Genomic DNA, 25,407 nt, shown 5'->3' with positions numbered 1-25,407 from the left:
GCCGTACGGCGACTGACCAGGCGCTTTGCGATCGTATGAGTATGGGCATGATCAGTAGTTGTGGGACTGCGACTGCTCTATCTGATCTTCCGCCGCTTACTGAGCTGCTTCCTCCTGCTGTGCCGTTCGCCTGACGCAAACAACGCCGAGATCCTGGCGCTGCGTCATGAGGTCGCCGTCTTGCGCCGACAGGTCGATCGGCCGCGATTGTCGTGGGCCGATCGTGCCGTGCTCTCCGCCCTCGCCCGGCACCTGCCACCCGTCTTACGCCGCCATCGGCTGGTCACCCCGGGGACGCTGCTGGCCTGGCACCGCCGTCTGGTGTGCTGGAAGTGGCGTCAGACGGCGGTCGGACCCGGTTGGCCACCGCTGGCAGAAGAGATTGCGGCGCTCATCCAGCGCTTGGCGCGAGGGAACCCGACCTGGGCGATACGTCAGAATCCAAGGTGAACTGCGACGGCTTGGCCATCGGGTTGCCGCCGCCACGATCCGGCGCGTCCTGCGCTGCTCCGGTCTACCGCCCGCACCGCAGCGCGCATCCCAGCAGACCTGGCGTACCTTCCTCCGAGCCCAAGCCCACACGCTTCTGGCCTGCGATTTCATGCACGTGGACACCGTCTTCCTCAAACGCCTCTACGTCTTCTTCGTCATGGAGGCTGCCACCCGGCGCGTTCACGTCCTGGGCGTCACCGCCCACCCGACCGGCGTATGGGTCACTCAACTCGCCCGCAATCTGCTCATGGATCTCGGCGACAGGGCCGGGTGCTTCCGGTTCCTCATACGGGACCGGGACAGCAAGTTCACCGCCGCGTTCGACGACGTCTTCGCCGGCAACGGCACAGCCGTCATCCCGACCCCGCCGCAAAGTCCCCGGTCCAACGCGGATGGATACGTACAACCCGCGCCGAATGCACCGACCGACTCCTGAGCACCGGTGAACGACACCTGCGTACGGTCCTCAACCGGTACGCCGAGCACTACAACACGGGACGGGCCCACCGAAGCCTTGGCCTACGAGCACCCGACGACGACCCGAACGTCATCCCCCTGCCCGCCGCCGCGGTCAGGCGCCGACAGGTACTTGGCGGACTGCTCAACGAGTACCACACCATGTCACCGCGGCTGCCTCACCATCCACACGAAAAGCCCAGCTCAGCAGCCTAAATGGAATATTGACACCCTTCAAGGCCGCCGTGATCGAAGCCGCCCATCGCGCCGCCAGCATCGACCCGGCCACCTGCACCTACGTGGAAGCGCACGGCACCGGCACTCCTCTGGGCGACCCCATCCACATCGCCGCGCTCACCAAGGCGTTCCGGCGCGGCGGCGAGCGCCGCGCCCCCTGCGGAACCGGCTCCGTGGAGACCGGCATCGGGCACACCGACGCAGCTGCCGGTGCCGCCGGACTGATCAAGACGGTCCTGGCCCTCAGACAGGGCCTGCTCCCGCCGAGCCTGCACTTCACCACCCCCAACCCGCAGAGCGACTTCGGGGCCGGGCCCGTTCCGCGTCGTCACGCAGCCGCGGGAGTGGCGGCCCGAGGGGATGCCGTGCCGCGCCGGAGTCAGCTCCTTCAGCCTCGGCGGTATCAACGCGCACGTCGTCCTGGAGCAGCCCCCGTCCGGGAGACCGCGCCGCCGTCCGGCTGCTCCTGGCACTGCCCTTGCCGGAGACCTCATCCGTGCAGGTCACGACGCATGACGGTACTCGTGAAGGATGCCGCCGAGGCGATCGTGGCGTCGTATGTCGAGGCGGGCTATCGCGTCAGGGTCGTCGATCGACGGGGGCAAGGGATGCAGCGGTCTGGCGTTGGCGATGCCCTGGTGTGGTCGGTGTCCGTTGTAAAACTGCTCGAACTCGCGCAGGGTGTGGAGGAGATGTCGCTGGTTCCAGATCAACGTCCGGTCCAGGAGCTCGCGACGACAGGTCTGTATCCACCTTTCCATGATCGAGTTCATCCTTGGCATCTGGATGCCGCTGAGGACGACTTTGATCCCCGCGTCCTTGAGGACGGCATCGAACAGGTCGGGGAACTTCCCGTCTCTGTCTCGGACTATGAAGCGTGCCCGGCAGCCGAGGTCTTCGAGGTCCATGACGAGGTTCTTCGCCGCTTGCGCTACCCAGGAGGCGCTCGGATGCGCGGTGGCGCCCAGGACGCGGATCCGGCGACTGCCGTGTTCGATCACCACGAGCACGTACATCCGTACCCCCGACAGCGTGACTGTTTCCATGAAGTCGCAGGCCAGCAGGGCATCAGCCTGAGCGCGAATGGACCTGATCGATGTCCTGCGGGGAGCTGACCGAAAGTAGTCTGCTGGCGGTGAGGTCCTCGACGACACTGTGGGGCTGGCAGTGATGAGTCGGTCTGCAGACCTAGCTCACCGCTGGACCCAGGGAATCCCGCGCCTGTCCGTCGGCAGTGGTCAGCTCCCCGACGACCGCGGACTGAAGAATCTGTGCCGTTCGGAGACTCGTTGCCCCTGGTCAGGCGGCGTGGCCGATGGTGATGTGGAGAGGCTGGCCCAGGGCGGTGGCCACGCGTAGCAGGGTGCGGGTGGAGGGGAGGGTGAGGCTCGTTTCCAGGCGGGCGATGGCGGGCTGGGTCATGCCGGCGCGGCGGGCGAGTTCGGTTTGGGACCAGCCCAGTTCGGTGCGGCGCTGGTGGACGGTGCGGCCGATTTCGATGGCGAGCCCGGTTTCGTCATAGATCTGCTGAGCCTGGGGAGCGAGACCGGCCTCCTCGTCGGCCAGTTCCTTGGCGCGGCGGGTCCTCCATGCGGAGTGGTTCACAGTTCTTCCTCCTTCACGTTGCGGTCGTAGATCTCATGGTTCTCGGCGGGACGGTGCTCGGCTTCGCAGTGTTACTGGGACGCGTGGGCGCGATCGACCTCGGCAGTTTCGCGCATGCGGGTCTTATGGAACACGGTCAGCATCACGATGCGCCGGGCAGGGGCGAGCCAGTACGTGATGCGTTGTTCCCGGCGGTGCAGGGAGAACCGCAGTTCGCGTAGCTTGCCGCCCAGATGGCGGGTCTGGGGTTCGCCGAGTGTCTCGGCATGGTCGGCGAGGAAGTCGGCTAGCTTCATCACGCGCAGATAGTCGGCGGGTGGGAGCGAGTCCAGCCACTGCTGGACTTCTGTTTCAAGCTCGATGTCGTACCGCTCACCCATATCAAAAATCATATACCGATGTCGCGAGTGGGTCCATTCGGCTGGCTCGACAGTCGTCTCTGCGGGAATGGAGTGGGCGAGGGGCGTGAGGGCGGGTGCCGAGAAGGGCCGGGTGCTGGCCCTGCGGCGCTGCCGACGGCTGTCACGTCCGTTCGGCGCTCCCCCGCGGATGGAGGTATACCGGTCCGTGCGGGGCAGTGCTGTCGGCTACAGCGTGATATGGATCGTCGCGGAGAGTTGCCGCACCGCTGGGGGTCAAGGGGTCGCAGGTTCAAATCCTGTCGTCCCGACCAGCGTTTTCGCAGGTCGGAGGCCGTTTCCGCGGGTAGCGGAGACGGCCTTAACCGTTTCCGGGCTGGGAGCGATGGGGAGCCCTCTGGGAGCCCTCGTGCTCCCAACTCGCAGACGTGTCAACGGTGCCCGATTCGTCCGTCACCCGATCCGGTAGACCTACGGCGCCGTACCGCGCCCCTGTGCGCTGTCGTCGACCGTAGGCCCCTGAGGTCACCCCATCGATCCGGATGCTCTCTGCATCGAGAGGCATAAGAACCCCTTGTCGGCCCCCGACCCCCTTTCCGGGTGGGAGTACGGTCCCGCGCTCCCCATGCGACAGGAGCAGAGAGGCTGTCGGTGATCCTTGTGGACAGGTTTGTGCAGGCAGTCCGTACGTGGGGCTTTTGGCTACCGTAGGGGCCTGCCCCAAGGGGCGGTAAAACCCCTTGGCGTCTGCCGGCAGATAGGGCACTCCCAGGGCGTGAGCGCTGTATCCGGCTCTGGAGCGCGGTAGGGAGACTGTTTGCGGAGGCCTGGACGGAAGAACAAGTGTGCCAAGCGAGCGAGACTAATGTCCCCATTGTGTGTGCGCTTGGCGTGGTGGTCGACGAGCACTGCTTACCTGCGTGTCGCACGAGTGCGGTGCTCTTGTCGTTGATGCCGGTCTGGGTGGCACGGGAGGCCGGACAGCCTGGGCGGCATCTGACCCGTGGGTTGGTTAGACGGGCGCTGGCGGTGCTCAATCGCAGGTGGTTTGGACCTTGTAGGTGCCAAGAACTGCATCCCTGCTGGTCACGCGGCGTGCCGGTACTCGTGCAGGAGGCCGCCGAGGTGATCGCGTCGATGGACGTGGAGATGGGTGAGCTGGTCGGGTTCGGTGATCGGTTCGGGTAGCGGGTGGAGTGGTGCGGCGCTTGCGAGAGTGCGGTGGGGTCTGTGCTCGTTGTAGAACGTCTCGTATTCGCGTAGCGCGTGGAGTAGATGGGTCTGGTTCCAGATGAGGGTGCGGTCGAGGAGTTCGGTTCGGCATGAGCGCACCCAGCGTTCCATGATCGCGTTCATGCGCGGCATGCGGACGCCAGTCTGGACGACTTTGACGCCTTCGGCTTGCAGGGCGGTGTCGAAGAATGCCGGGTACCGTCCGTCTCGGTCCCGGATCAGGAACTTCGCATTGATGCCTGCGTCTTGGAGGTCCATGACCATGTTGCGGGCGAGCTGGGTGACTCAGACAGCGGTGGGGTGTGCCGTCGCGCCGAGGATCCGCACGCGGCGGGTGACGTGCTCGATCACCGCGAGGACGTACAGCGTCGCTCCGCTCAGGGTCTTGGTCTCGAAGAAGTCTGCGGCGAGGATTGCCTGGGCCTGGGAGCGCAGGAAGGCGGCCCAGGTGGTGTGGCCACGCTCGGGTGCTGGGTCTATGCCGTGCTCCTTGAGGATGTTCCACACGGTGGCGGCGGCCACCTTGATCCCGAGGGAGGCGAGTTCGCCATGGATTCGCCGATAGCCCCAGCTGGGATTCTCCCGCGCGAGCCGTAGCACAAGAGCACGGACAGATCGTACGGTGCGGGGCCGTCCCGGCCGTTTGGGGCGGGAAGCCTTTGCGTGGCGGCGGCGCAGCAGCTCCCGGTGCCACCGCAGCACCGTGTCAGGCGAGACGATCAGCGGTAGTTGACGAAGACGTACCCGGGGGAGGCGATGTAGGGGGGTGGCCAGCAGTGCACGGTCTGGCCAGGTGAGCTTCCGTTTGTCGGTCTGCCGCTGTAGTACGGCCAGTTGGTGGCGTAACGCCAGGATCTCGGCGTCCTTGTCTCGGTCACTTACCGGAATGAGTCGTAACAGTGTGAACATGCTCGTCAAGGCCAGGTAGAGCAGTCGCAGCAGCACTCCACCAATGCTGGTGTGGGGGAGGGCGAGTCGGCAACGGGCAGCGTTCTGCGCCGCTCCGGCCTGCCACCCGCACCGCAGCGCGCCTCCGAGCAGACCTGGCGCTCCTTCCTCCGTTCACAGGCCCACACGCTGCTCGCTTGCGATTTCATGCACGTGGAGACCGTCTTCCTCAGACGTCTCTATGTCTTCTTCGTCATGGAGATCAAGACCCGGCGCGTTCACGTCCTGGGTGTCACTGCCCGCCCGACCGGCGCATGGGTCGCCCAACTCGCCCGCAACCTGCTCATGGACCTCGAGGAGAGGGCTGAGTGCTTCCGGTTCCTCATCCGAGACCGGGACAGCAAGTTCACCGCCGCGTTCGACGCCGTCTTCGCCGGCAACGGCACAGCCGTCATCCCGACACCGCCGCAAAGTCCCCGGTCCAACGCGTTCGCCGAACGATGGATACGCACAGCCCGTGCAGAATGCACCGACCGCCTCCTCATCACCGGCGAACGACACCTACATACGGTTCTTACCACGTACGCCGAGCACTACAACACCGGACGAGCCCACCGCAGCCTCAACCTACGAGCCCCAGACGACCACCCGAACATCATCCCCCTGCCCGCCGTCACGGTCAGGCGCAAGCAGGTACTCGGCGGACTGCTCAACGAGTACCACACCACGCCACCCCGACCGCCTCACCATCCACAGGAAACGCCCAGCTCAGCAGCCTGATCGGAATATTGACACCCTTCAGGCAACACCATCGAGACCGGCATTCCTATCGCCTCGTCGCCGCCGGTCATGTCCCGTGTAGTGGTGTAGCCGGGTTGGCGAACAGCGGCTGGGGCAGCTGCGGGTGGGCGAAACCGTCCGGCACCTCCGCCCAAACGGCTGCCCGGCCCCGCTCAGCTCTTCCGCTCACCCAGGACACAGAATTCGTTGCCCTCCGGGTCGAGGAGGGTCACCCAGTGCTGCTCGTCCTGCACGGTGTCGGCGCGCCGGGCACCGAGGGAGAGCAGCCGGGCGGCCTCGGCCTCCTGGTCGTCGGGGCGGAAGTCGGGGTGGAGCCGGTTCTTCGACGTCTTGCCCTCGGGGACAGGCACGAAGAGCAGCCCCGGCATCTGGTCCGGCTCAGGCCGGATCTCGATGATCTCCTCGGATTCGTCGACCACTATCCAGCCGAGAGCCTCGGCCCACCAGCGTCCGAGGGCGATGGGGTCGGAGGAGTCGACGATGATCTGTTCCCATTCGAGTGCCATGGGCGTGAGCATAAACAGGGTCGGCTGGCTGCCAGGGCTGGGGGTGACTGCCGTCGACCGCCGGTCCGGTGTGCGGAGGGTGTCCCGCAGAGCGGTGTAGTAGCGCGATGTGGTAGCAGCAAGTCGCGAGAAGTGATCGCTCCTACACCACTCCAGGGGACACCACCTCGCCGCCCACCCCACCGGGCTCACATGTCCCGCCGCAACCGAATTTAACCGTCATGTGGGGGGACGCTCAAATGATCGGTACTGCCTTCGAGATCGCCCACCCCTGGGTTCGAAAGCACCCGCTCAAGACGAGGCCAACAAGCTGGAGAAGAAGGGGAATAGTGCACGGTCGGAATAACCCCCTCCCGCCAGTAGTGCTCGGCCTGCAAAGCGGGTGCTGCCCCGAGGTCGCCTCCGGCCGGCACCTCATCTAGGGGCGCGAGTTCAAGAACGCCTTTGACGAGGACGGCAACCATCACTCCGCCGGGCGCCTGCGCGAGGTCCCCTGGGTGGCAATCCCGCCGGTGGTGAGGGCGATCCGCGTCCTGGGAGAAGCTCGCCCCGGGCGAAGGGCTGCTGTTCGATGCGGCCACGCACACCTTGGTGAACGCCCCCACGCGCAGCACAGCCTCCCTGCGCTTTGCGGGGCTGCACTCGCGCATCGAGGCCTTCGCCGCGTGGGCCTCCGCTCTGGCCCTGCGCCTGGGACGGGAAGGCGAGGTCATCCCCGACGATCTTGTGCCGCTCGAAAAGTCATCGCCGCAGGTGAGCGGGATGCGGTCAGTCCGCTGGGATCATGCGTACGTGATCGTGTCCTTGCTGTACAAGGTGACCCGGAAGCTGCTGACGGTTCCATCGGTGCTCCTCCGTTGTGGGACGGCGAAGGGCGCGGAACTGCTGGTGCTGCGGCACGAGAACGCGGTCCTGCGCCGCCAGTTGGCCGGACCGGTCCGCTATGAGCGTGCTGCCCGGTTGTGGTTCGCAGCCCTGTCCGGGCTGATACCCCGGCGCCACTGGCTCAAGGTCTTCCCTGTCACGCCCGGCACTGTGCTCGCCTGGCATCGTCGGTTCATCGCCGCGAAGTGGGACTACACCGCGCGCCGGGGCACCGGACGCCCACCCACCCCGGCAGCGATCAAGACACTCGTTGTGCGGTTGGCCCGGGAGAATCCGCAGTGGGGGCACAGGCGGATCCAAGGTGAACTGACCCGACTCGGGTATCGGATCGCAGCTTCGACGGTCTGGGAGATCCTCAACGCGGCCGGCATCGGCCCCGCGCCGCGTCGCTCAGGCCCCACCTGGCGCGAGTTCCTGACCGCGCAAGCCGAGGGCATCATCGCGGCAGACTTCTTCCACATCGACACCGCCCTCGGCAGGCGGTTGTACGCATTGGCGTTCCTTGAGCACGGCACCCGGCGGCTGCACATCACCGGGGTCACCGCCCGCCCAACACGGGACTGGGCAGTGCAGCAAGCCAGGAACCTCACATACGACCTGGGCGTACGCATCGAGAACCTGCGCTTCTTGCTGCGCGACCGCGACGGCAAGTACGGCGAGGCGTTCGACGCCATCTTCCAGTCCGAGGAGATGGAGATCCTCAAAAGTGCGCCACAGGCTCCCCGCACGAACGCGCACTGTGAACGCATCATCGGCAGCATCCGACGCGAAGCCCTCGACCACGTCCTGATCATGAATGAGGCCCACGCGCGCCACGTCCTCGCCGCCTACGAGCGGCACTACGACGAGCACCGACCTCATCAGGCCCGCTGCCAGCTCCCATCCGACGCTCACGAACAACCCGCCGCGGCGTATGACCTCCACATCCACACAGTCCTGCGCACCCGGATCCTCGGCGGCCTCATCAACGAATACAGACATGCGGCATGACGTGCAGCGATGACTTTTCGAGCGGCACAGGATGCTCCTGGCCGAGTTCCGCCGCGGGTGCACTCGTTCTATGCCTGCAGATGCTTCCGGAACCAGTCGAGTGCTTCCGTGCTGGCGCGCTCGAACTGGGCGCGGTACGGGTCGAAGTGGCCACCGTGGATGAGGATCAGCTTCTTGGGTTCGAGGGCGTCCTCGTAGGCCTCGAGAGCGACGTCGGTCACCGTGAGGTAATCGTCCTCGGCAACGATCATCAACAAGGGCGTGGGTGACACCCTCCGGATGAACAGCCCGGGTTCGTACATGCGCGCCATGCGGGTGGAGCGCACGGTCACCCGGTTCTCCCAGACCCCCTCGGGTAGCTCCTGGAGATAGAAGTCGACCGCGTCACTGGAGTAGTAGGACGCGCGGACCGCGGGATCGGCGCTGACGATCTGCTGGTAGTCGAGCGGTTCCCCGCGGGCGCTTCTGCGCTCCTCTTCCGCGAACCCCTCTTCGAGGGCAGGAACAAGATGCGGAGGAACCCGCCGAAGTGCCTGCTGGTAGCCACTGATGGTCGGGACCTGCGCGACGACGGCCTTCAGGCGCCGGTCCGTGGCACCGAGCACGATGGCGTGCCCGCCGGCGTAACTGCTTCCCCAGACGCCGATTCGGCCCGGGTCGACCTCGGGCTGCGCCTCCAGGAAGGAGATCGCCCGGCGCCAGTCCTCGGCCTGTTCCCAGGGATTGACGTCCTGACGGGGTTCGCCGTCGCTGGCGCCGAACGTGCGGTGGTCATGGAGCAGCACCGCGAAACCCGCATCGGCGAACCGTCGCGCAAAGCCCTCCAGGGCGTGTTCCTTGACGCCCGCGTAGCCGTGGGCCATCGAGATGGCCGGATGCGGACCTTCGCCTTCTGGTACGAAGTACCAGCCGCGCAGGGTCACTCCGCCCTGGGCGGTGAACGCCACGTCTCGCCTGTCAAGCATGGTCCATCATTTCCTCTCTGCGGTACCGCACGTGTGGGATCAGTGCGCCCGGCCGTCGGCGAGCCACGACTCGATCTGCTTCCAGCCCTCGGGCCACCCCGCGTCGAGCATCGTGTTGTGCCCGACGCCGTCGATTGCCCGGATCTCCGCCCCATAGCGCCGCGCGGTGGCCCGCACTGGGACAAGTGGCACGAGGCGGTCCTCGGTGGCGGCCAGCACCAGGACTGGCAGCGCCGGTACCCGCTTGGGCAGGTGGAACAGGAACTGGTACTGGACGAGCGGGATCAGGAGCCAGGCGCCCGCTCAGCTCGGCCGTCGCCGGGTCGTTCCGCCGGGCGAAGAGCATGTGGGGCCCGAGCCGGAGAGGTCTGCCGGCTATGTACCGCAGTATCTCGAACGGCTGCCGGCGGAGCACGGCGAGCGCCGTGTGCACGGCAGGACGTGGGGGAAGCGGAGCAACCAGGATCATGGCAGCGGCCTCGGACGCCGCAGCCGCCGCGGACAACCGGTCCTCCCAGCACCAGGCCTCCTGCCCCAGACCGTGCACGAACAGCAGGCGGGGCGATCCGGGTATCGCGGGACCCGTTGGCGCGGCATGGACATCTCCAGTGCCGGCTCGCCGACGAGACCAGGAAGCATCATTGCTCTCATACGGCGGACGTTAGCAGTCATGTACATAGGTGACAACGGTTTGGTTATGTCGCCTACGGGTATCGCGGAACGACCGCCACGCCTTCTTGTGTCGACCGCCGCCCCGTGTGTCACAATGCTGACCACGTCATAGCCATAAGCGCTATGCCTCTGTACAAAGCAGGCGCTCGCACTTGCCGCCCCTGGACACCCCGGCGCAGGCAGCGAGCCGACCCTTCCATCGTCGCGGACGCCGCGGACGGGCCAAGCCCGGCGGCACATCCGCTGAGGCACTCAAACGGAGAGTGAAATGATCATCGATACGGCATCACTCGACGCCAGGTCGAGCTACAAACTCCTCATCGGCAGTGTGCTTCCCCGCGCGATCGCCTGGGTCAGCACCCGGTCGACCGCAGGCGTCGGCAACGTGGCCCCCGTGTCGTTCTTCACCGTGGTCGGCCGCATCCCTCCGACGGTGTCGATCTCCCTGCAGCCCCGCTCCGACGGGGTCACCCTGAAGGACACGTTCGTCAACATCCGGGACACCGGTGAGTTCGTGGTCAACATGGTGTCCCTCGGTCAGGTCGACGAGGCGCACCGCTCCGCCTTCGAGTTCGACTCCGAGGTCGACGAATTCGAAGCCCTTGGCCTGGAGAAGGCCGAAGGTGAGATCGTGTCGGCACCCCGGATCGCCGGTGCCCCCATTTCCATGGAGTGCGTGGTCGACCGGATCATCCCGATGCCCCCGCTGCCGGACCACGTGGTGTGGGGACGTGTGGAGCGCTTCCACGTCCGCGATGACCTCTACCTGCCCGGTGGGCGCATCGACACCGGTGCCCTGGGTGCCGTCGGGCGCCTGGCCGCCGAGTACTCGCTCGTCAACAACATCTTCACCACCCCGCTCCCCGAGGAACTCGTCGAAGGCCTGCTCGCCACTCGCAGCGCACGCCTCGATGAGCGTGCGACCGAGTTCTCCCCCATCGACACGGCGGAATGGTCGCCTTCCGGGTCAACGAAGACAGGACCGAAATGACCAGCGACTTTGTTCACATCGACCGTGCGGCCACCGGTGGTGGCGAGGTGCTCCCATGTGCTCCGACACTGCTGCTCGTGCACGGGTTCCTGGACGACGCCACCGTCTGGGACGGCTTCGTCAAGGCCCTGGACGGCTCGGTGGCGACGGCGCGGCTGGATCTTCCGGGTTCCGGGGCCCGCGCGTCCGCCCCTGTGGACACGGAGAAGCTGAGCCTGGCCCTGTTGGCTGACGAGGTCGCATCCGTCATCGACGACATCGAGGGACCAGTCGCCCTGGTGGGCCAGAGTATGGGAGCCCAGGTCGCCGAGCTCGCGGTTGCTGCCAGGCCCGAGCGGGTCGCAGGACTGGTCTTGCTCACGCCGGTCCCACTCGGCGGCACCCGTCTGCCCGAAGACGCCGTCGCGCCGTTCCGGGCCCTCGGCGGGAACGCGGAGGGCCAGCGCGCCGTACGCAACCAGCTCTCGCCGACGCTTGACGAGGAGGCGCTGGACACGCTGGGCCGCAGCGGCCTGCTGGTCCCTCCGCTCGTGGCCGCACGTTACGCCGACCTGTGGAACAACGGTGTCGACGCGGCACCGGAGCAGAGCGCGTACCCCGGCCCCGTCCTCATCGTCCGCGGCGACAGCGACGGCTTCGTCACCGAGGAGCTGATCACCGGAGCCATCGCGCCGCGCTTCCCCGGTACGCGCCTTGCGACCGTTTCCGGCGGCGGGCACTGGCTGCACGTGGAGTACCCCCATGCCCTGGCCCGCGAAGTCCTCGGCTTCCTCCAGAACCTGAATGCCGACGCTGCGGCTTCGGGCTGGCGCAGCGGCTTCTCGGAGCATTCCGCGAGCACCTTCGCCGAGGGCTTCGCCGAGGACATCGTGCTGGAGGCCAGCGTTCTTGCCCGGCCGATCGCCGGTCGGGCGCTCGTCGCCTCGACTGTCGCGGCTGCGAGCACGATCTACGAGTCGCTGGAGTTCACGGCCGAGGCCTCCGACGCAACCACGACCTACCTGCAGTGGAAGGCGACGGCGTTCGGCGGAGTGGAGATCTCCGGCATCACCATTCTGGAGAAGAACGCAGATGGCGATGTCGTCCGGGCGGCGATCCACCATCGTCCTCTCGGAGCAGCCCTGCGATTCTCCGCCACGCTCCGCGACCGGCTGGTGGGCATCGTCCCGTCCGATCACTTCTATGCCGGTGACCCGCAGCCCGTTCCGGGCGCATAGCCGTTTCCCCCGTCTGTCCCGCACAGGCCACCTTGAGTAGCCGTGTTCGAAGGAATGGAGTACCGATGAGCCATTTGGGCTTCGACATCGACGACCACGTCGCCGAGATCGTCCTGGACAACCCGCCACAGAACCGCATCGATGAACAGATGGCCGACGAGCTGCTCGCAGCGGTTGAAAAGGCGGAGTCATCGGGGGCGCGGGCGATCCTTCTGCGTGCCGAAGGGCCTGACTTCTCTTTCGGCGGGGACATCGTCACCTGGCCCGATCTCGACGTGCGGCAGTTGCGGCTGCTGTTCGAGCGGTACATGTTCGCGTTCAACCGCTTCGAGCAGATTCCCGTGCCGGTGGTCGCAGCGGTGAACGGCCTGTGCTTCGGTGGGGGCTTCGAACTCGCGCTGCGCTCCGATGTGATCTTCGCCGGCGAGGGGGCCCGGTTCGGGCACCCCGAGCAGACACTGGGCCTCGTCACACTGCTCGGCGGCATCTACCGATCGGCCGCTCGTGCGGGCCGTGCCAGGGCCTACGAGTGGGCGCTGACCTCGGAACAGGTGCCCGCTGCCACCATGGCGCAGGCCGGACTCGTCAACCACGTCCTCCCCGATGACGAAGCCCTCGAAGCCGCTCGGGCGTTCGCGCGCAAGGTGGCCGCGGGGCCCACCCGGGCGCATGCCGCGCACAAGGCGCTGTTGCGGATGTGGGAAGCCGGGGGTGTGAACGCTGCCGACGACTCGATGTTCGACATCGCCATCCCGCTGTTCGAGTCCAAGGATGCGACGGGCGGTCTCACGTCGGCCGTGGCGGCCTACAAGGCCGGACGACCCCGACCCACCGTCGACTTCACCGGGGAATAGGCTCCCTCGCGGGGCCGTCGTGCAGGCGGCCCCGCCCCCGCGGTCTGGCCGTGGTCACAAGTGAAAGCGATAGGCTCTTACAGAGGCGATGCAAGCACCCTGAAGGCACCAGGAGGACGAGATGAGTGCGGCGGTCCAATGGCCGGCCTCGGCTCGCTTTAAGGAAGTCGAGCACAGCGCACCAGGCGGGCTGGGATTCGTACAGGATCTCTTGAACACAGCGAGCATGGGCAAGCCACGCCGGCCTGACCTCCTGGAGTCCGTCGACGCGGCGGAACAATGGCTCCAGTCCTCCCTCGCAACGCTCAGCAGTATCGACTCCAGCGCTCCTCCCGCGCCATGTCCCCTCGACGCACGCGGCCTCAGTCGCCTCCGGTCGCTGCGCGACGACATCCGCGCCGCGCTGGCCACCGGGCATGCCGACGAACCCTCCGCCGCCGTCGCCGTACCGTCGATCGAGACGACGGCAGCCGTCAGTCTGGACGCCGGAGGCGCGCGGCTGCATCCGCGCGGCAAGGGTGTCGAACTTCTCCGCTCGTACGTCCTGATCCAGCTGGCCGCCGCCACCTATGCCGACACGATGCGGCGACTGAAGGTGTGTGCGAACCCTCGCTGCCGCGGCGCGTTCTACGACCGCTCCAAGAACTGCTCGCGCGCCTGGCACAACGTCACCACCTGCGGGAACACTCAGAACGTACGGGCCTATCGGGCCCGTCTGAAGGAACGCGGGCTCTCCTCGTCGCGATGATCCGATGGCATCCGCAGCGGACGCCGCCGCGCGCGGTGCGGGCGCGGCCCCAATCGGACCGCCAGCGGCCGTCTCGTCCAGCTCGCGCATCACCAGATTGCTCGCGTACCTAATCGCCCGGACCGTGCGCTCTGCCAGGACAAAGGCCTGCCAATCTCGCTCAGGGGAGGATCAGGTCCCCCTTGGCGGGCCGCATATGCCTGTCGCGCGACACAGTAGTCACACCACTGAAGGCCGGCAGGAACGCGACGTTGTCCCCGGACTGCCGCAGCCGTTCGAGGAGACGGGCGTTCTGGGTCTCCAGTTCAGCGTTGCGCAAGGTCAGGATCTGGATCTGGTTGGCGTAGGTGGCCAGAGTGTCCTTCAGCTCACGGATTGCCCGGCCGAAGAAGCGGTCGCGCAGCATGACGAGCGGCAGCGCGAGGACCTCCGGCGCGAGAGGTTCGGGGCCGAGCTCGCCACGTGCGCACGCGGGCTCGATGATGTCGCGGTCAAGCTCGACGCCTGCGGCTCCGCCAATCGCGCCGGTCTCGTGCAGCAGCTCGGGGTCAGCCTCGCCCAGGAGAGCGCGGTAGTTCGGCTCGCCGACCTCTGTGGCGCGCGACTGCGCGGCCTCCAGCCAGGCGATGAGGTCCCCCCGCAGGTTTCCGGTGCGCGGCGCCGGATCCACCTCGCCGAGTTTGGCCCACAGGGAGGCGAGGACGAGATGGGCGCGGGCCTTAACCCGAGCTGCTTCTACGTCGAGATCGAGGTCATCTCGACGAACCCCGTGCCGCACTCGCGCTGCAGGAGCTGCGCTTCTTCTCCTCCGAGGTCCGCGTGCTCGGCGTCTATCCCGCACATCCGCACCGGCTGCGGCAGCGGAGCGCGTGACGCTTGGCGGGCCGTCTCGGCCCGTTGGTGACAGCAGGAGGTAGCCACCTGGGTCGCTGGCGGGTCCTGCTGAGCCGTCTGCGCCTCTGCGACACCTCATTACACGACGTGAACGGACTCCCGCTCAGCATTGCCCGCGAGCCCCACAACACCATCGAGGTCCGGTTCCCCGTCGTTGTCCACGACGATGTGTCGAGCGCCGGACCAGGTGCAGTCCTGGGTCCCCAGCTGTTGCCAAAATGCGGGCCAGTCGGCCAGCTTGGCCCGGTCGCGAGGCAGGCCTCGTTGGGTCAGTCTCGTGCGAACGGTCTCCGCGGAGGTCCGTACCTCGACCACGACGACGGGTGTCCCCGTGGGCCAGGAAGCTTGGTCGGCGGAGGCGGCCAAGAAGTCGGGGTCGGCCAGGTACGCCGCGAACGGTGCGTCCAGGACGACAGGGAGACCCAGCCGCAGGTTGTCCGCCGCCGTGGTGAACAGGGCTGCGTACTCGGTCGGCATCAACCGTTCGATGTACGTCGGGTCATCCTCGCGGCCCCCGGCCCGTCGACCGACCAGTTCGAGCGCGGCGTCCACGAGGTCGCCGGTCAGTGAGTCCTTGTCGAGGTAGACCGCGCGGAGCCGGCGTGCGAGCTCGCGGGCGACATGGGACTTTCCCGATCCCGCAGGCCCGATCGCGACGAATACTGGTGGCGTCCCGGAGGCGGGGGGCAGCGGGTCAGGCGCGGGCATCGGCCACCGCCTCGAGGAATGTCCGGGCCGCCGCACCGACCGGGTGCCGCTCGGTGCTTTCCCGCTGTGTCGCCTTGGTGATGAAGCTTCCGACTCCGACCGCCGCGACTCCGGCGTCGAACCACTCCGCCACGTTGTCCGGGGACACACCCCCGGCCGGGACCAGGGGGATGTGGCCGAGTGGTTCGAGGACCGCACGGGCGTAGTCGCGGTTGAGGACCGACGAGGGAAACAGCTTGACGAGGTCGGCTCCTGCCGTGGCCGCCTGGACGATCTCCGTGGGTGTCGCGGCTCCGCAGATGCTGACGGCCTGGTAGCGGCCCGCGGTCTCCAGCATGCCGAGGTCGACGTGGGGGCTTACCAGGAAACGCGCGCCGGCCTGGATGCTCGCGTACGCCGATGTCGCGTCGAGCACGCTGCCGGCGCCGATCTCGGCCTCGGGGTACTCCGAGCCCAGCCGGCGGATCACGTCCAGGGCACCCGGCGTCGTGAGTGTCACCTCGACCGCTCGTATCCCTCCCGCGATGGCCTCGCAGGCCACTTCGTACGACGCCTCGGCGGTGGGAAGGCGCACGATCAGCACCGTCCCGGTCTCGTACACGGCATTCAGGGTGCGCAGCTTGCGCATCGGTCACCTCAAGGGAAATCGGTGGGCTGGGGGTGTTGACGGAGCTTAGGACCCTCTGCTTCGGTGATGCAACCGATCTCAGCAATCGATCTCAGCACTCGATTGCAGTCCGGCTTCGGAGAGGGAGATCGGCAGTAGTTGCCCCATACCGAAGTTGGGAGGCGCGTCGTGAGACGTCCGCTCACGGCAGTTCTAGGCGCCCGCCACTGGCACGTACCCCTGTATGTCAGTGCCTGGGCGGACACTCACGATGTCGTGCTGGTCCAGGACGGGGAGCCCGATCAGATCACGGACATGGCCCGACGGCTCGACGCATCCGTGTATGGGGACATCGAGGCAGCTCTGGACGCCGGACCCTTGGACCTGGCCTACGTTTTCGGGCCACACGACCGCATGGTGGACACCTGCCTGTCCCTGGTCGAGCGCGGCATCCCCTTCGTGGTCGAGAAGCCGGGCGGCCTGGGGGCCGAAGACGTGGAGCGGATTCGGGATGCCGCCGCTTCGGCAGGGGTCGCGGCGACCGTCCCGTTCGTCCAGCGCGGCGGCCCCGTGGATCACGCGCTGTCCCTGGCCGGCGCGCCGACGTACCAACGGGCGAGCTTTGTGGCCGGCCCGCCGGAGCGCTATCACGCGGCAGGCTGCTCCTGGATGCTCGTGCCCGCCCGCTCCGGCGGGGGGTGTCTGGTGAACCTGGCGCCGCACTTCGTCGACCTCTTCCTGCAGCGAAGCCGGGCCCGGCGCGTGGAACTGGTGGCGGCCAATCTCTCCGCAAGCCTGCACCGCGAGGCCGTCGAGGACCATGCCACGCTGGTGCTCGCGGGCGACGACGGCAGTGAGGCCATCATCGAGGTCGGCTATGCCTTCCCGTCGAGTCCCGCCAAGCGGTACTGCTCCTACACCAGCGCCGGCGACGGGGGATACGTCGACGTGGGTACCTCCGGCGACGTCTCCTTCACGCGCGCGTCGGACGGTGTCACCGTGTCGAACTCCATCGACGTGGACAGCGACCCGCTGTACGACGTGTTCGTCCGACAGGTGGCCGACACCTGGGCGGACGGCTTTCCCGGGCTGCCTACCTTGGCCGACCTTGCCGACACAATGAGCCTCATCTGGGCCGCGTACAGGCGGTCCCCCATTGCGTCCCTGGAGGTCAGCCATGGCTGAGGTGAGCATCGACGACGTCGCCGCCCGAGCGGGCGTGCATCGCTCCACGGTTTCCCGCGCCTTCTCCCGGCCGGAAGCCGTGAATGCCGCGACCCGGAAACATGTCCTGGAGGTGGCGGAGAGTCTCGGGTACCGGGTAAACCCGCTGGCGCAAGCCCTGCGCCGCCGTGCGAGCAAGCTTGTCCCGCTGATCGTCCCGGACATCACCAACCCCTTCTACGGTGAGCTGGCGAGGACCATGGCGGCAGCGGCGGCCGACCGGGGTTACCAGTTGGTGTTGTGCGTGACCGGCGGCGAGGTGGCCCAGACCAACGCGTATCTGACATCCCTGCAGGAGATGTACGCGCCCTTCGGGATCGTCGCGCCGTCGACCACCGTGGACCTCGACGAGCTGCAGAACGTCGCGCTCGGCAGCAAGGTCGTCGTCGTCGACCGCGTCAAACAGGCACAGGTGCCGACCGTGACGGTGGACAGCGCCGAGGGCATCGCACTCGCCGTCGACCATCTGCGCGGCCTGGGGCACCGGCGCATCGCCTACGTGTCCGGCATCTCCGGGGCGTACACATCCAGGGACCGCCTGGCCGCCTACGAGGGGCTGGCCGCGGAGCTGGACATGCCGGCGATGATCCTGGACGGGGGCACCGGGCCCGATGTGGGGGAGCGGGCCGCCGAGCGCCTCGTGCACATGACACGCGAGGAGCGCCCGACAGCGGTCATCGCGGCCAATGACATGGTCGCCTTCGCCCTCATCTCCGCTCTTGGTGTGCGAGGTGTGTCCGTCCCGGACGAGGTGTCGGTGATGGGCTTCGACGGCCTGGAGTTCGGCGCCCGGTTCAACCCGCGACTGACCACCGTCCGCCAGCCCATCGCCGACATGGGAGTGATCGCCATCGACCTCGCCGAGAAACTCCTCAAGGACGGGGAGACGGGACATGTCGTCCTCGCCCCCGATCTGCTGATCCGTGAGTCGACCGCGGAGGTGCCCCGATGAGCCTGCCCGCAGGGTTTCAACACGTCGACCATGTCGCCTTCACGGTGCCCGACCTCGGCGAAGCGGTCGCCTTCTTCGTCAACGCCCTGGGCGCCGAGGAGCTCTACCGCTCGACGCGCGGGCCCGACGCCCACTTCATGCCCGAACATTTCGAGGTTCCGGCCGACGCGCGCCTGGAACTCGCCATGTTGCGCATGCCGCCCAACCTCAACGTGGAGCTGTTCCAGTGGTGGAGCACGGACCAGCGGCGCGACTACCCGCGCCACTGCGATCCCGGCGGCCACCACCTGTGCTTCACCGTGGCGGACGTCGACGCGGCCGTCGAGCATCTCCGGTCGCACGGCGCCCGTGTGCTGGGCGGAACCAAGGAGGTCGGCCCGGACAGCCCGCGCGTCGCGGGCAACCGGTGGACCTATCTCCGGGCGCCCTGGGGCCTGTTGATCGAACTGGTCGACCGGTCCCGCGTCCACAACCCGCCACCGTTGGTCGGTCCCGCCGACTGGGCCGCCCCCTCCCGAACTGGAAAGGACCTGTAGTGCGGATCATTGGCCACACCCTCGGCACGCCGGAACAGACCCTCCCCGAGGCGCTGGAGCTCTTCGCCTCCGCCGGTCTGGAGGGAGCGGAGGTCATTTACCAGAACGACTACCGCAGCGGACTGCCGGTCGGGGACGACGCGGCAGCGGCCGAGGCGGCCCGCGTGGCGGACGATCTCGGCGTACCGGTGGTGGGGCTCGCTCCGTACACCACGGGGCTCAACCATGAGGACCCGGCGCAGCGCCGGGCCGCGCTCGACGAGCTGCGGGCGACGGTGGACTGCGCTCATCGCGTGGGAGCGACCCGGATCCGCGTGTACGCGGGTTCCTGGGGAGCCGATCGAACCGACCACGCCGGACACTGGGAGCGCCTACGCGCGAGCCTTTCGGAGCTGGCGCCGCTCGCTGCCGACGCCGGAGTGCGCCTGTGCGTGGAGAACCACTTCGGAACCATGACGCAGTCGGCCAAGGAGACCGCTCGGCTGATACGTGAGGTGGACTCGCCTGCCGTTCGCGTGCTCTACGACCAGGCGAACCTCACCTTCACGCACGACGAGGCATGGCCGGAGGCGCTGCGGGAGCAGGGCGACCTGATCGGGCACGTCCACGTGAAGGACCTCGTCTTCACCGACCCGGACGCCCCCTTCGTCGCTTCCGAGACGGCCCGGGTGAAGGCGGACGAGCGGGCCGTGCGCTCGCGCGTCGTCGGCGACGGCATCGTGCCCTGGTCCGACATCCTTCGGGCGGTCAAGCAGCACGGATACGACGACGTCCTCAGCCTCGAGTACGAATACCGCTGGCACCCGCAGGATCTCCCGGCTCCGGCTGAGGGCTTCGCCCGGGCCGCCCGCGTGCTGCGTTCACTCCTCGACGAGGCCGCCGGCCTCACGCCCGCGGAGGTGTCCCGATGAGCCGGCCCCCGCTGCGCGTCGGTGTAGTCGGCGCCGGGAACATCGCGCACATCGCGCAGTTGCCCACCCTGGTGGCGCGGGACGACGTCGACCTCGACGTCCTGGTGTCCCGGCGCGAGGACCCCTCCGAACTGGTCCGTCGATGGGGATTCTCCACCGCGGTCCCGACGATCGAGCAGGCCCTCGAACGTGATCTGGACGCCCTGTTCGTCCTGACCCCGAGGTCGGAGCATTTCGCCGGCGTGAGCCGCGCGTTGGAGGCGAGCGTCGACGTCTTCTGCGAAAAACCCCTCGCGACCGCGACCAGCGACGCGGAGCGGCTCGCCGACCTCGCCGACGAGCGCGACCGCGTGCTGATGGTGGGGTTCAACCGCAGGTTCGCGCCGTCCTACGTCGCCGCTCGTGACGAGTTCGGGAACGCCGGCGCCGCCTTCTGTATCGCGCAGAAGAACCGTCGCGGCAGTGAGTACCGCGCGACCTTCGAGAACGCCATCCACATGGTGGACCTGCTGCGCTGGTTCTGTCCGGGTGAACCGGTCGATGTCTCCGCCCACGCCGCCGGTGACGACCCCTGGGAGGAGGACGGCGTCTCCGCCCTGGTCCGATTCGCCGGGGGCGGCACCGGCGTCCTGACGGCGGCACGGAACGCGGGTGCGTGGGCAGAAAAGCTTGATGCCTACGGTGCGGAGCGCTCGGCCGAGGTGGTGGCTCCGGACACGGTGACCCTCACCCGGGACGGTGTGAGCACCGTGCGCTCGATGAGCCCCGAGGCATTCGGCTGGGCCACGGCGACGAACACCTTCGGGTTCGCCGCCGCCGTTCACCACTTTCTCGACCGCGTACGAGACCGTGGCGCGCCGCTGACGTCGGGGCGGGAAGCCGCCCGCACGCAGGCGCTCCTCGACAGGATCCTGCTGGCCGCCGGCCTCCCGGTGAAGGAGCAGGAGGGCCGCGCCTGGTCCAGTCACGCGACGCGCTGACCCTCCGCGAGCCCCGACCGGCCCCTCATCGCGGCCGGCATCGGTGGCATCAACTTTCGAAGAAGGCTTCCGGAACCGCCGACAGCGTCGACCGGAATCGACCGGAACCCCCTGGTCCGCGGCGCCCCAGACCGCCGACTGTTCGCACAGCCCCATCCCTCACTGCACTGAGGAGCGCTCAATGGCGAACGCACCAAGAACAGCCTCACCGAAGTCCCCCTCCGCCACCGGCCACGCGGAAGCCCCGCCCCGCGGGAGGCGGTTGAACATCCTGGCGGGCACCGTCGGCCACTTCATCGAGTGGTACGACTGGTACATCTACGGCCTCCTGGCCGCCGTCTTCTCGAGCCAGATCTTTCCCGGGGGCGGCCCGGCGATGTCGCTGATCGGCGCCCTGCTGACCTACGCGGTCGGGTTCGTGGTGCGTCCGCTGAGCGGCATCATCATCTCCCCCCTGGCCGACCGCTACGGCCGCCGTGTCGTCCTGGCCACCACGGTCGGCGGCATGGCCGCGGGCAGCCTGATCCTCGCGCTCACCCCGCCGTTCTCCGCAATCGGATACGCGGCGCCGCTGCTGTTCCTGTTCGCCCGCGTACTGCAGGGCATCTCGGCCGGCAGCGAGATGCAGAGCGCCATCGCCTACATGGTGGAGAACGGCTCGACCGACCGGCGCGGCCTGTTCGGCTCGTTGTCGAATGTGGCCAGCGGCCTGGCGACGCTGGCCGCCACCGGCATGGGGGCGATCGTCACCTCGACGCTGAACACCCATGACCTGGAGACGTGGGGCTGGCGCATCCCGTTCGCCATCGGCGGCCTCCTCGGCGTCGTCGGTCTGCTGCTGCGCTCGCGCGCCGACGAATCCCCGGAGTTCGAGGCCGCCGTCGAGGAGTCCGCCGCCGGCCGGCAACCCGAGAACCTGCGACTGCGGGAACTGCTGCGCAGGCACCCCAAGGCACTGCTGCAAACCGCGGCTCTGTCGGCCCCGGCCGTCGCCTACTACACGTGGGCCACCTTCCTGCCCACCTACGCGCACCTGACCACCGGCCGTGACCTGGACTCCGCCTTGGCCGGCAACACCATCGGGCTGGGCCTGCTGGTGATCATCGTGCCGCTGTGCGGTGCCCTGTCCGACCGCATCGGCCGGCGCAAGCCGTTCCCCATCATCGGGGCCATCGGCATGGTGGTGCTCTTCTATCCGCTGCTGCTGTTGCTGCAGCACCCCGGATTCGGCATATATGTGACGGTGACCGTCTCCGGCTGGGTGGTCCTGGCGATCTGGCAGGGGGTCTACCCGACGATCCAGGCCGAACTGTTCCCCGCCGCCGTTCGCGTGTCCGGCATCGGTGTGGCCCACCAAATCGTCATCGCGGCCCTCGGTGGGACGGCACCGCTCATCGCCAGCGCCTTCATCGAGGCGGGCCACCCCATGGGCGTAGCGGTGTACATGACGGCCATCGTCCTGCTCTGCCTGATTGTCTACCTGACCCTGCCGGAGACGGGCAGCGCAGGCACGCACACCACTTCCACCACGCCCCTTGCTGCGGTATCCGACGCCGAGTACAGCTCCACATCCACGAAATCCACGAAGTCCACGGAGGACACCCCATGACCGCCCCGTCCCAGATCGCGCTGGTCACAGGGTCCAGCGGAGGCATTGGAGCCGCTACCGCCGAACGACTGCATGCAGCGGGCGCGGTGGTCATCGGCTGCGACCGCACGGCATCGGACAGCCGCCCGAAGTGGCTGGCGGACTTCCGTGAACTCGACGTCACCGACGAGCAGTCGGTGCGCGACACCGTGACCGGGATCAAGGCGGAGTACGGGGCGATCGATGTCCTGGTGCACGCCGCCGGCGTTCTCGGCAACGAGCCGGACCTGCTCACGACTTCGAGCTCCGAGTTCGCCCGGGTGATGGCGATCAACGCCACGGGTGCCTTCTCCGTACTGCGCGAAGTCGGCCTTGTCATGCAGGCCCAGCGCTCCGGCTCCATCGTCGCGGTGGCCTCGGTCGCCGCGAAGGAGGCCCGTCGCGCGTACGTGCCGTACAACGCCAGCAAGGCCGCCGTGTTGAACATCTGCTGGTCACTGGCTCTGGAACTCGGCCCGGACAACGTGTCGGTCAACTGCGTGTGCCCCGGCCCGGTCAACACCGCCATGTGGGACCAGCTCGCGACCCGCGCCGGCGGCGGCGACCCCGAGGGGGACCGGCGCGCCCGCCAAGCCCGGTCCGCGCAGATCCCGATGGGCCGGTTCGCCGAGCCGGAGGAGGTAGCGGCGACCATCACCTTCCTCACCAACCCGGCCAACCGGTACCTGACCGGCCTGAGCCTGGATGTCGCCGGCGGCGCCCGGCTCGGAATGGGCAGCTGACGGAGCGACTCCGCCCGCGGAACGGGCGACAAGGGCCGACTTCTTGTGGGCCCAGCCGTCCGCGCTGTACCCGGCTGGCTCCCACACATCCTCGGACACCAGCTCCAGCCGGGCGCGCATCTCCAGCTACTGCAAGGCGTGCAGGTAGATCGCGCTGGTGGTCACCGACCAGCGCCCCATCCTGATCCACACCCCTCGGCGGGTCGCCCAACCCCCGCTGATACGTCGGCCACTGCTCACGGTTCATTTCGCCCAGCGCCTGCACGTGCCCGCGCCACTCCACGGCAATGGTGACGAGTCCAGTACCACCACCTGCCCTGGCCGAGACGCGATCACCGGCGCAGCACCGACCTCATCAGGCCCGCTGCCAGCTCCCACCTGACGCTCACGAACAACGCGCCGCGGCGTATGACCTCCACATCCACACAGTCCTGCGCACCCGGATCCTCGGCGGCCTCATCAACGAATACAGACATGCGGCATGACGTGCAGCGATGACTTTTCGAGCGGCACAGCATCGCCTCGACGCTCATTTGACGCTCGACTTGATGGGGCATCAGATGGACGGGTGCTGCTGGTCTGCCGGATGCCGATACCTCGATTCAGTCCGCCCTGTGCCCGGCTGGTCGGGCCTTCGACGGGACTGGCGGCCGTTGGGAGCGCCCGGTCCAAAACTTGAAGGCGGTCGCATCGATCATCTCACGGTGGTCTCGCCACCGGCCGCCCCGTTTCGGCGTCCGGTCCGGGAGTAACGGCTCGATCCGCGCCCACTGCGCGTCAGTCAACGACACACCCGGACCAACGAGCAGCTGATCCGAACGGAAACCGCCTGGGCCGTTTCGTTCGGGTCACCAGCGCGCCTCCAGCCCTTCGACCGCGCCGGCCCCGACGTCTTCCTCGTCAGCCCTTTCCCGTCTTTCCCGGCAAAGCCTGATCGAGGAGGACTTCCGCCGCCGCCCGCGCGTGTCGGCCGTAGTCCGATTCGTCCAGCACCATGGCACGGCTGGCCGCCCCGTCCGCGAGGGTGGCCAGTTGCTCGGCGAGTAGGAGGGGTTCGCGGCAGCCCAGCTCCGTCACCACCGCGACGATCAGTTGCACCATGCGCAGCTTCTGCTCCCGGGCGTAGGAGTGCACCGCGCTCTCCGGGTCGGGGAACTCCGCGGCGGCATCGATGAACGGACACCCGCGCACCGGAGCCGCGTCCGTCACCGGCTGGTCGAACAACCTGCGGATCCGGTCACGCGGAGGGATGTCCTCGCGGGTCAGCACGCATTCCAGGGTGGCCCCCGACAGCGCGAGGCCCTGCAAGTGGGCGATGACCAGATCGTTCTTGGTGCGAAAGTGCGCGTAGAGCGTCCGCTTGGACACCGGCGCTTCCTCGGCGACCTGTTCCATGCCGGTCGCGCTGATGCCCTGGGTCGCGAACAGTCGGGCGGCGGCAGCCAGAATGCGCTCCCGCCCGCCACGCCCTCGCCGCCGGGATGCCGTGGCCGTCGTACTCACGGTCGTGTTCATGAAGTAAGTATACGTACTCGTTTACTTGGGTCGGCGCGCCGCGTTAAGGTGACCTCCGCATGTAAACGGTACCGTTTACATGAACTCTTTCGTCATCAAGGAGTCCCATGAGCCGGTTCGTCTCCACTGAGCTGAGCAACTGCGCGGAGAAGCTGATACGCGGTCGTCACGCGACCCGCGCGTTCCGTCCGGAACCCGTACCCGAGGACACGATGCGCAGGATCTTCTCGCTGGCCGGCACCGCGCCGTCCAACTCCAACGCACAACCGTGGCAGGTGGAGGTGGTGAGCGGCGCGGCACGTCAGCGCCTGGCCGGTGCCCTGCAGACGGCCCACGCCGAGGGGCGCACCTCGGTGGACTTCCCGTATTCCGAGGGGATGTACGCGCAGGTGCACCAGACACGTCGGGCGGCGTTCGGTGCCGAACTGTACGGGGCGCTGGGCATCGGCCCCGACGATCACACGGCACGTGCGGCCTACGACTCGGAGAGCCTGCGCTTCTACGGCGCGCCACACGCGGCCTTCCTCTTCGTCCACGGTGACGGAGAGGCCCGGCTGGCCGCGGATGTCGGCGCCTACATGCAGACCCTGCTCCTGGCAATGACCGCGTACGGCGTGGACAGTTGCCCGCAGGGACTGTTGAGCTTCTACGCCGACACCGTCCGCACCGAACTCGGCGTCACCGGAGGGAAGCTGCTCGTTGGCATCTCCTTCGGGTACGCCGACGAGACGGCGCCGGTGAATCGGGTGAAGGCCGAGCGGGCTCCACTCGAGTCGACCACGGCCTTCCATGACTAGGCAGTTTCGTGTGA

The 25,407-nt window shown here is 67.8% G+C and carries 25 protein-coding genes and 6 pseudogenes; 18 read left to right on the top strand and 13 right to left on the bottom strand.

Going from position 1 to position 25,407, the window contains the following annotated elements; genetic code table 11:
- The first annotated feature begins 60 nt into the window (after window positions 1-60).
- From HYQ63_RS44465 to HYQ63_RS44455, 3 genes and pseudogenes are all read left to right on the top strand, one after another.
- Window positions 61-1,164: pseudogene (locus HYQ63_RS44465) on the top strand (integrase core domain-containing protein).
- A 29-nt stretch (window positions 1,165-1,193) separates the two neighbouring features.
- Window positions 1,194-1,403 (top strand): annotated as a pseudogene (locus HYQ63_RS44460) (hypothetical protein); the annotation flags it as partial.
- 142 nt (window positions 1,404-1,545) lie between these two features.
- Window positions 1,546-1,701, top strand: a complete 156-nt coding sequence (locus HYQ63_RS44455) for a hypothetical protein (protein WP_257231719.1) — start codon at window positions 1,546-1,548, stop codon at window positions 1,699-1,701.
- Here the strand turns inward: HYQ63_RS44455 and HYQ63_RS08090 are convergent.
- The 4 genes and pseudogenes from HYQ63_RS08090 to HYQ63_RS08075 all read right to left on the bottom strand — a co-directional run.
- Window positions 1,689-2,270 (bottom strand): annotated as a pseudogene (locus HYQ63_RS08090) (integrase core domain-containing protein); the annotation flags it as partial. The gene HYQ63_RS44455 and the pseudogene HYQ63_RS08090 sit on opposite strands and share 13 nt — an antisense overlap.
- A gap of 214 nt (window positions 2,271-2,484) precedes the next feature.
- Entirely contained in the window at window positions 2,485-2,790 is a 306-nt protein-coding gene (locus HYQ63_RS08085; protein ID WP_179933213.1) for a helix-turn-helix domain-containing protein, read from the bottom strand.
- A pseudogene (locus HYQ63_RS08080) lies at window positions 2,787-3,170 on the bottom strand (type II toxin-antitoxin system RelE/ParE family toxin). The gene HYQ63_RS08085 and the pseudogene HYQ63_RS08080 overlap by 4 nt, the downstream one beginning before the upstream one ends.
- Before the next feature lie 1,065 nt (window positions 3,171-4,235).
- Window positions 4,236-5,327, bottom strand: a pseudogene (locus HYQ63_RS08075) (integrase core domain-containing protein).
- Window positions 5,328-5,477: 150 nt separating this feature from the next.
- On the opposite strand from HYQ63_RS08075, the gene HYQ63_RS08070 reads away from it, so the two are divergent.
- Window positions 5,478-6,050 carry an integrase core domain-containing protein gene (locus HYQ63_RS08070; RefSeq protein WP_179939864.1) on the top strand — a complete coding sequence of 191 codons (573 nt, stop codon included), beginning with the start codon at window positions 5,478-5,480 and terminating at the stop codon, window positions 6,048-6,050.
- A 173-nt stretch (window positions 6,051-6,223) separates the two neighbouring features.
- Here HYQ63_RS08070 and HYQ63_RS08065 read toward each other — a convergent pair whose 3' ends face one another.
- Window positions 6,224-6,577 carry a VOC family protein gene (locus HYQ63_RS08065; protein ID WP_218929554.1) on the bottom strand — a complete coding sequence of 118 codons (354 nt, stop codon included), beginning with the start codon at window positions 6,575-6,577 and terminating at the stop codon, window positions 6,224-6,226.
- A gap of 792 nt (window positions 6,578-7,369) precedes the next feature.
- Between HYQ63_RS08065 and HYQ63_RS08060 the strand changes: the two genes are divergently transcribed.
- Complete coding sequence (locus HYQ63_RS08060) at window positions 7,370-8,452, top strand: integrase core domain-containing protein (protein ID WP_179939862.1); 1,083 nt, start codon at window positions 7,370-7,372, stop codon at window positions 8,450-8,452.
- Between the two features lie 68 nt (window positions 8,453-8,520).
- Here the strand turns inward: HYQ63_RS08060 and HYQ63_RS08055 are convergent, their stop codons facing one another.
- Together HYQ63_RS08055 and HYQ63_RS08050 are read right to left on the bottom strand one after the other, a co-directional pair.
- Window positions 8,521-9,399 carry an alpha/beta hydrolase gene (locus HYQ63_RS08055; protein WP_257231717.1) on the bottom strand — a complete coding sequence of 293 codons (879 nt, stop codon included), beginning with the start codon at window positions 9,397-9,399 and terminating at the stop codon, window positions 8,521-8,523.
- A gap of 57 nt (window positions 9,400-9,456) precedes the next feature.
- Window positions 9,457-9,609, bottom strand: coding sequence for a hypothetical protein (locus tag HYQ63_RS08050; RefSeq protein ID WP_179933210.1), 153 nt, complete (start codon window positions 9,607-9,609; stop codon window positions 9,457-9,459).
- A 748-nt stretch (window positions 9,610-10,357) separates the two neighbouring features.
- Between HYQ63_RS08050 and HYQ63_RS08045 the strand changes: the two genes are divergently transcribed.
- From HYQ63_RS08045 to HYQ63_RS08025, 4 genes are all read left to right on the top strand, one after another.
- Entirely contained in the window at window positions 10,358-11,080 is a 723-nt protein-coding gene (locus HYQ63_RS08045; RefSeq protein ID WP_179933209.1) for a flavin reductase family protein, read from the top strand.
- Window positions 11,041-12,297 carry an alpha/beta fold hydrolase gene (locus tag HYQ63_RS44010; protein ID WP_218929553.1) on the top strand — a complete coding sequence of 419 codons (1,257 nt, stop codon included), beginning with the start codon at window positions 11,041-11,043 and terminating at the stop codon, window positions 12,295-12,297. Before HYQ63_RS08045 ends, HYQ63_RS44010 begins: the two co-directional genes overlap by 40 nt.
- 65 nt (window positions 12,298-12,362) lie before the next feature.
- Entirely contained in the window at window positions 12,363-13,151 is a 789-nt protein-coding gene (locus tag HYQ63_RS08030; protein WP_179933208.1) for an enoyl-CoA hydratase/isomerase family protein, read from the top strand.
- Window positions 13,152-13,272: 121 nt separating this feature from the next.
- Window positions 13,273-13,899, top strand: a complete 627-nt coding sequence (locus HYQ63_RS08025) for a CGNR zinc finger domain-containing protein (protein WP_179933207.1) — start codon at window positions 13,273-13,275, stop codon at window positions 13,897-13,899.
- A 160-nt stretch (window positions 13,900-14,059) separates the two neighbouring features.
- On the opposite strand, the gene HYQ63_RS08020 is transcribed toward HYQ63_RS08025, so the two are convergent.
- Entirely contained in the window at window positions 14,060-14,569 is a 510-nt protein-coding gene (locus HYQ63_RS08020; RefSeq protein WP_179933206.1) for a TetR-like C-terminal domain-containing protein, read from the bottom strand.
- Window positions 14,570-14,602: 33 nt separating this feature from the next.
- Between HYQ63_RS08020 and HYQ63_RS44450 the strand changes: the two are divergent.
- Window positions 14,603-14,772 (top strand): annotated as a pseudogene (locus HYQ63_RS44450) (prephenate dehydratase); the annotation flags it as partial.
- A 99-nt stretch (window positions 14,773-14,871) separates the two neighbouring features.
- Here the strand turns inward: HYQ63_RS44450 and HYQ63_RS08015 are convergent.
- Complete coding sequence (locus HYQ63_RS08015) at window positions 14,872-15,501, bottom strand: ATP-binding protein (protein ID WP_179933205.1); 630 nt, start codon at window positions 15,499-15,501, stop codon at window positions 14,872-14,874.
- Complete coding sequence (locus HYQ63_RS08010; protein ID WP_078644655.1) at window positions 15,488-16,129, bottom strand: bifunctional 4-hydroxy-2-oxoglutarate aldolase/2-dehydro-3-deoxy-phosphogluconate aldolase; 642 nt, start codon at window positions 16,127-16,129, stop codon at window positions 15,488-15,490. Before HYQ63_RS08010 ends, HYQ63_RS08015 begins: the two co-directional genes overlap by 14 nt.
- 168 nt (window positions 16,130-16,297) lie before the next feature.
- Between HYQ63_RS08010 and HYQ63_RS08005 the strand changes: the two genes are divergently transcribed.
- The 7 genes from HYQ63_RS08005 to HYQ63_RS07975 all read left to right on the top strand — a co-directional run bounded on the left by HYQ63_RS08005 (window position 16,298) and on the right by HYQ63_RS07975 (window position 23,081).
- Window positions 16,298-17,293, top strand: a complete 996-nt coding sequence (locus tag HYQ63_RS08005; RefSeq protein ID WP_179933204.1) for a Gfo/Idh/MocA family protein — start codon at window positions 16,298-16,300, stop codon at window positions 17,291-17,293.
- Complete coding sequence (locus HYQ63_RS08000; protein ID WP_179933203.1) at window positions 17,286-18,284, top strand: LacI family DNA-binding transcriptional regulator; 999 nt, start codon at window positions 17,286-17,288, stop codon at window positions 18,282-18,284. Before HYQ63_RS08005 ends, HYQ63_RS08000 begins: the two co-directional genes overlap by 8 nt.
- Window positions 18,281-18,820: a VOC family protein gene (locus tag HYQ63_RS07995; RefSeq protein ID WP_179933202.1), complete on the top strand. Its 540-nt coding sequence runs from the start codon at window positions 18,281-18,283 to the stop codon at window positions 18,818-18,820. Before HYQ63_RS08000 ends, HYQ63_RS07995 begins: the two co-directional genes overlap by 4 nt.
- Window positions 18,820-19,731, top strand: coding sequence for a sugar phosphate isomerase/epimerase (locus HYQ63_RS07990; RefSeq protein ID WP_123101913.1), 912 nt, complete (start codon window positions 18,820-18,822; stop codon window positions 19,729-19,731). The genes HYQ63_RS07995 and HYQ63_RS07990 overlap by 1 nt, the downstream gene beginning before the upstream one ends.
- Window positions 19,728-20,711 (top strand): Gfo/Idh/MocA family protein, encoded by a 984-nt coding sequence (locus HYQ63_RS07985; protein WP_179933201.1) that lies wholly within the window; start codon window positions 19,728-19,730, stop codon window positions 20,709-20,711. Before HYQ63_RS07990 ends, HYQ63_RS07985 begins: the two co-directional genes overlap by 4 nt.
- A gap of 181 nt (window positions 20,712-20,892) precedes the next feature.
- Window positions 20,893-22,320 carry an MFS transporter gene (locus HYQ63_RS07980; RefSeq protein ID WP_179933200.1) on the top strand — a complete coding sequence of 476 codons (1,428 nt, stop codon included), beginning with the start codon at window positions 20,893-20,895 and terminating at the stop codon, window positions 22,318-22,320.
- Window positions 22,317-23,081: an SDR family NAD(P)-dependent oxidoreductase gene (locus HYQ63_RS07975; protein WP_179933199.1), complete on the top strand. Its 765-nt coding sequence runs from the start codon at window positions 22,317-22,319 to the stop codon at window positions 23,079-23,081. Before HYQ63_RS07980 ends, HYQ63_RS07975 begins: the two co-directional genes overlap by 4 nt.
- 332 nt (window positions 23,082-23,413) lie before the next feature.
- Here the strand turns inward: HYQ63_RS07975 and HYQ63_RS07970 are convergent, their stop codons facing one another.
- The 3 genes from HYQ63_RS07970 to HYQ63_RS07960 form a co-directional block, all read right to left on the bottom strand.
- Window positions 23,414-23,614 carry a hypothetical protein gene (locus HYQ63_RS07970; RefSeq protein WP_179933198.1) on the bottom strand — a complete coding sequence of 67 codons (201 nt, stop codon included), beginning with the start codon at window positions 23,612-23,614 and terminating at the stop codon, window positions 23,414-23,416.
- Between the two features lie 69 nt (window positions 23,615-23,683).
- Window positions 23,684-23,872 (bottom strand): transposase, encoded by a 189-nt coding sequence (locus HYQ63_RS07965; protein WP_373689042.1) that lies wholly within the window; start codon window positions 23,870-23,872, stop codon window positions 23,684-23,686.
- A 109-nt stretch (window positions 23,873-23,981) separates the two neighbouring features.
- Window positions 23,982-24,596 (bottom strand): TetR/AcrR family transcriptional regulator, encoded by a 615-nt coding sequence (locus HYQ63_RS07960; RefSeq protein WP_179933196.1) that lies wholly within the window; start codon window positions 24,594-24,596, stop codon window positions 23,982-23,984.
- Window positions 24,597-24,703: 107 nt separating this feature from the next.
- Here HYQ63_RS07960 and HYQ63_RS07955 point away from each other — a divergent pair, with 107 nt between their 5' ends.
- Complete coding sequence (locus HYQ63_RS07955; protein WP_179933195.1) at window positions 24,704-25,393, top strand: nitroreductase; 690 nt, start codon at window positions 24,704-24,706, stop codon at window positions 25,391-25,393.
- Window positions 25,394-25,407 lie beyond the last annotated feature (14 nt).

The organism is Streptomyces sp. Rer75, from assembly GCF_013414305.1.
Taxonomy (GTDB): domain Bacteria; phylum Actinomycetota; class Actinomycetes; order Streptomycetales; family Streptomycetaceae; genus Streptomyces; species Streptomyces himastatinicus.
The sequence above is the reverse complement of the archived record's forward strand: the minus strand, read 5'-3'. Positions and strand labels throughout refer to the sequence as shown.

Excerpts from the sequence above, each read along its gene's own strand:
- HYQ63_RS08015 (WP_179933205.1), bottom strand. The coding sequence starts at position 15,501 with ATGCCCGCGCCTGACCCGCTGCCCCCCGCCTCCGGGACGCCACCAGTA.
- HYQ63_RS08010 (WP_078644655.1), bottom strand. The coding sequence starts at position 16,129 with ATGCGCAAGCTGCGCACCCTGAATGCCGTGTACGAGACCGGGACGGTG.
- HYQ63_RS08070 (WP_179939864.1), top strand. The coding sequence starts at position 5,478 with ATGCACGTGGAGACCGTCTTCCTCAGACGTCTCTATGTCTTCTTCGTC.
- HYQ63_RS08030 (WP_179933208.1), top strand. The coding sequence starts at position 12,363 with ATGAGCCATTTGGGCTTCGACATCGACGACCACGTCGCCGAGATCGTC.
- HYQ63_RS07995 (WP_179933202.1), top strand. The coding sequence starts at position 18,281 with ATGAGCCTGCCCGCAGGGTTTCAACACGTCGACCATGTCGCCTTCACG.
- HYQ63_RS08045 (WP_179933209.1), top strand. The coding sequence starts at position 10,358 with ATGATCATCGATACGGCATCACTCGACGCCAGGTCGAGCTACAAACTC.
- HYQ63_RS07960 (WP_179933196.1), bottom strand. The coding sequence starts at position 24,596 with ATGAACACGACCGTGAGTACGACGGCCACGGCATCCCGGCGGCGAGGG.
- HYQ63_RS08065 (WP_218929554.1), bottom strand. The coding sequence starts at position 6,577 with ATGGCACTCGAATGGGAACAGATCATCGTCGACTCCTCCGACCCCATC.
- HYQ63_RS08025 (WP_179933207.1), top strand. The coding sequence starts at position 13,273 with ATGAGTGCGGCGGTCCAATGGCCGGCCTCGGCTCGCTTTAAGGAAGTC.
- HYQ63_RS07985 (WP_179933201.1), top strand. The coding sequence starts at position 19,728 with ATGAGCCGGCCCCCGCTGCGCGTCGGTGTAGTCGGCGCCGGGAACATC.
- HYQ63_RS44455 (WP_257231719.1), top strand. The coding sequence starts at position 1,546 with ATGCCGTGCCGCGCCGGAGTCAGCTCCTTCAGCCTCGGCGGTATCAAC.
- HYQ63_RS07955 (WP_179933195.1), top strand. The coding sequence starts at position 24,704 with ATGAGCCGGTTCGTCTCCACTGAGCTGAGCAACTGCGCGGAGAAGCTG.
- HYQ63_RS07975 (WP_179933199.1), top strand. The coding sequence starts at position 22,317 with ATGACCGCCCCGTCCCAGATCGCGCTGGTCACAGGGTCCAGCGGAGGC.
- HYQ63_RS07970 (WP_179933198.1), bottom strand. The coding sequence starts at position 23,614 with ATGAGCGTCGAGGCGATGCTGTGCCGCTCGAAAAGTCATCGCTGCACG.
- HYQ63_RS07980 (WP_179933200.1), top strand. The coding sequence starts at position 20,893 with ATGGCGAACGCACCAAGAACAGCCTCACCGAAGTCCCCCTCCGCCACC.
- HYQ63_RS44010 (WP_218929553.1), top strand. The coding sequence starts at position 11,041 with ATGGTCGCCTTCCGGGTCAACGAAGACAGGACCGAAATGACCAGCGAC.
- HYQ63_RS08000 (WP_179933203.1), top strand. The coding sequence starts at position 17,286 with ATGGCTGAGGTGAGCATCGACGACGTCGCCGCCCGAGCGGGCGTGCAT.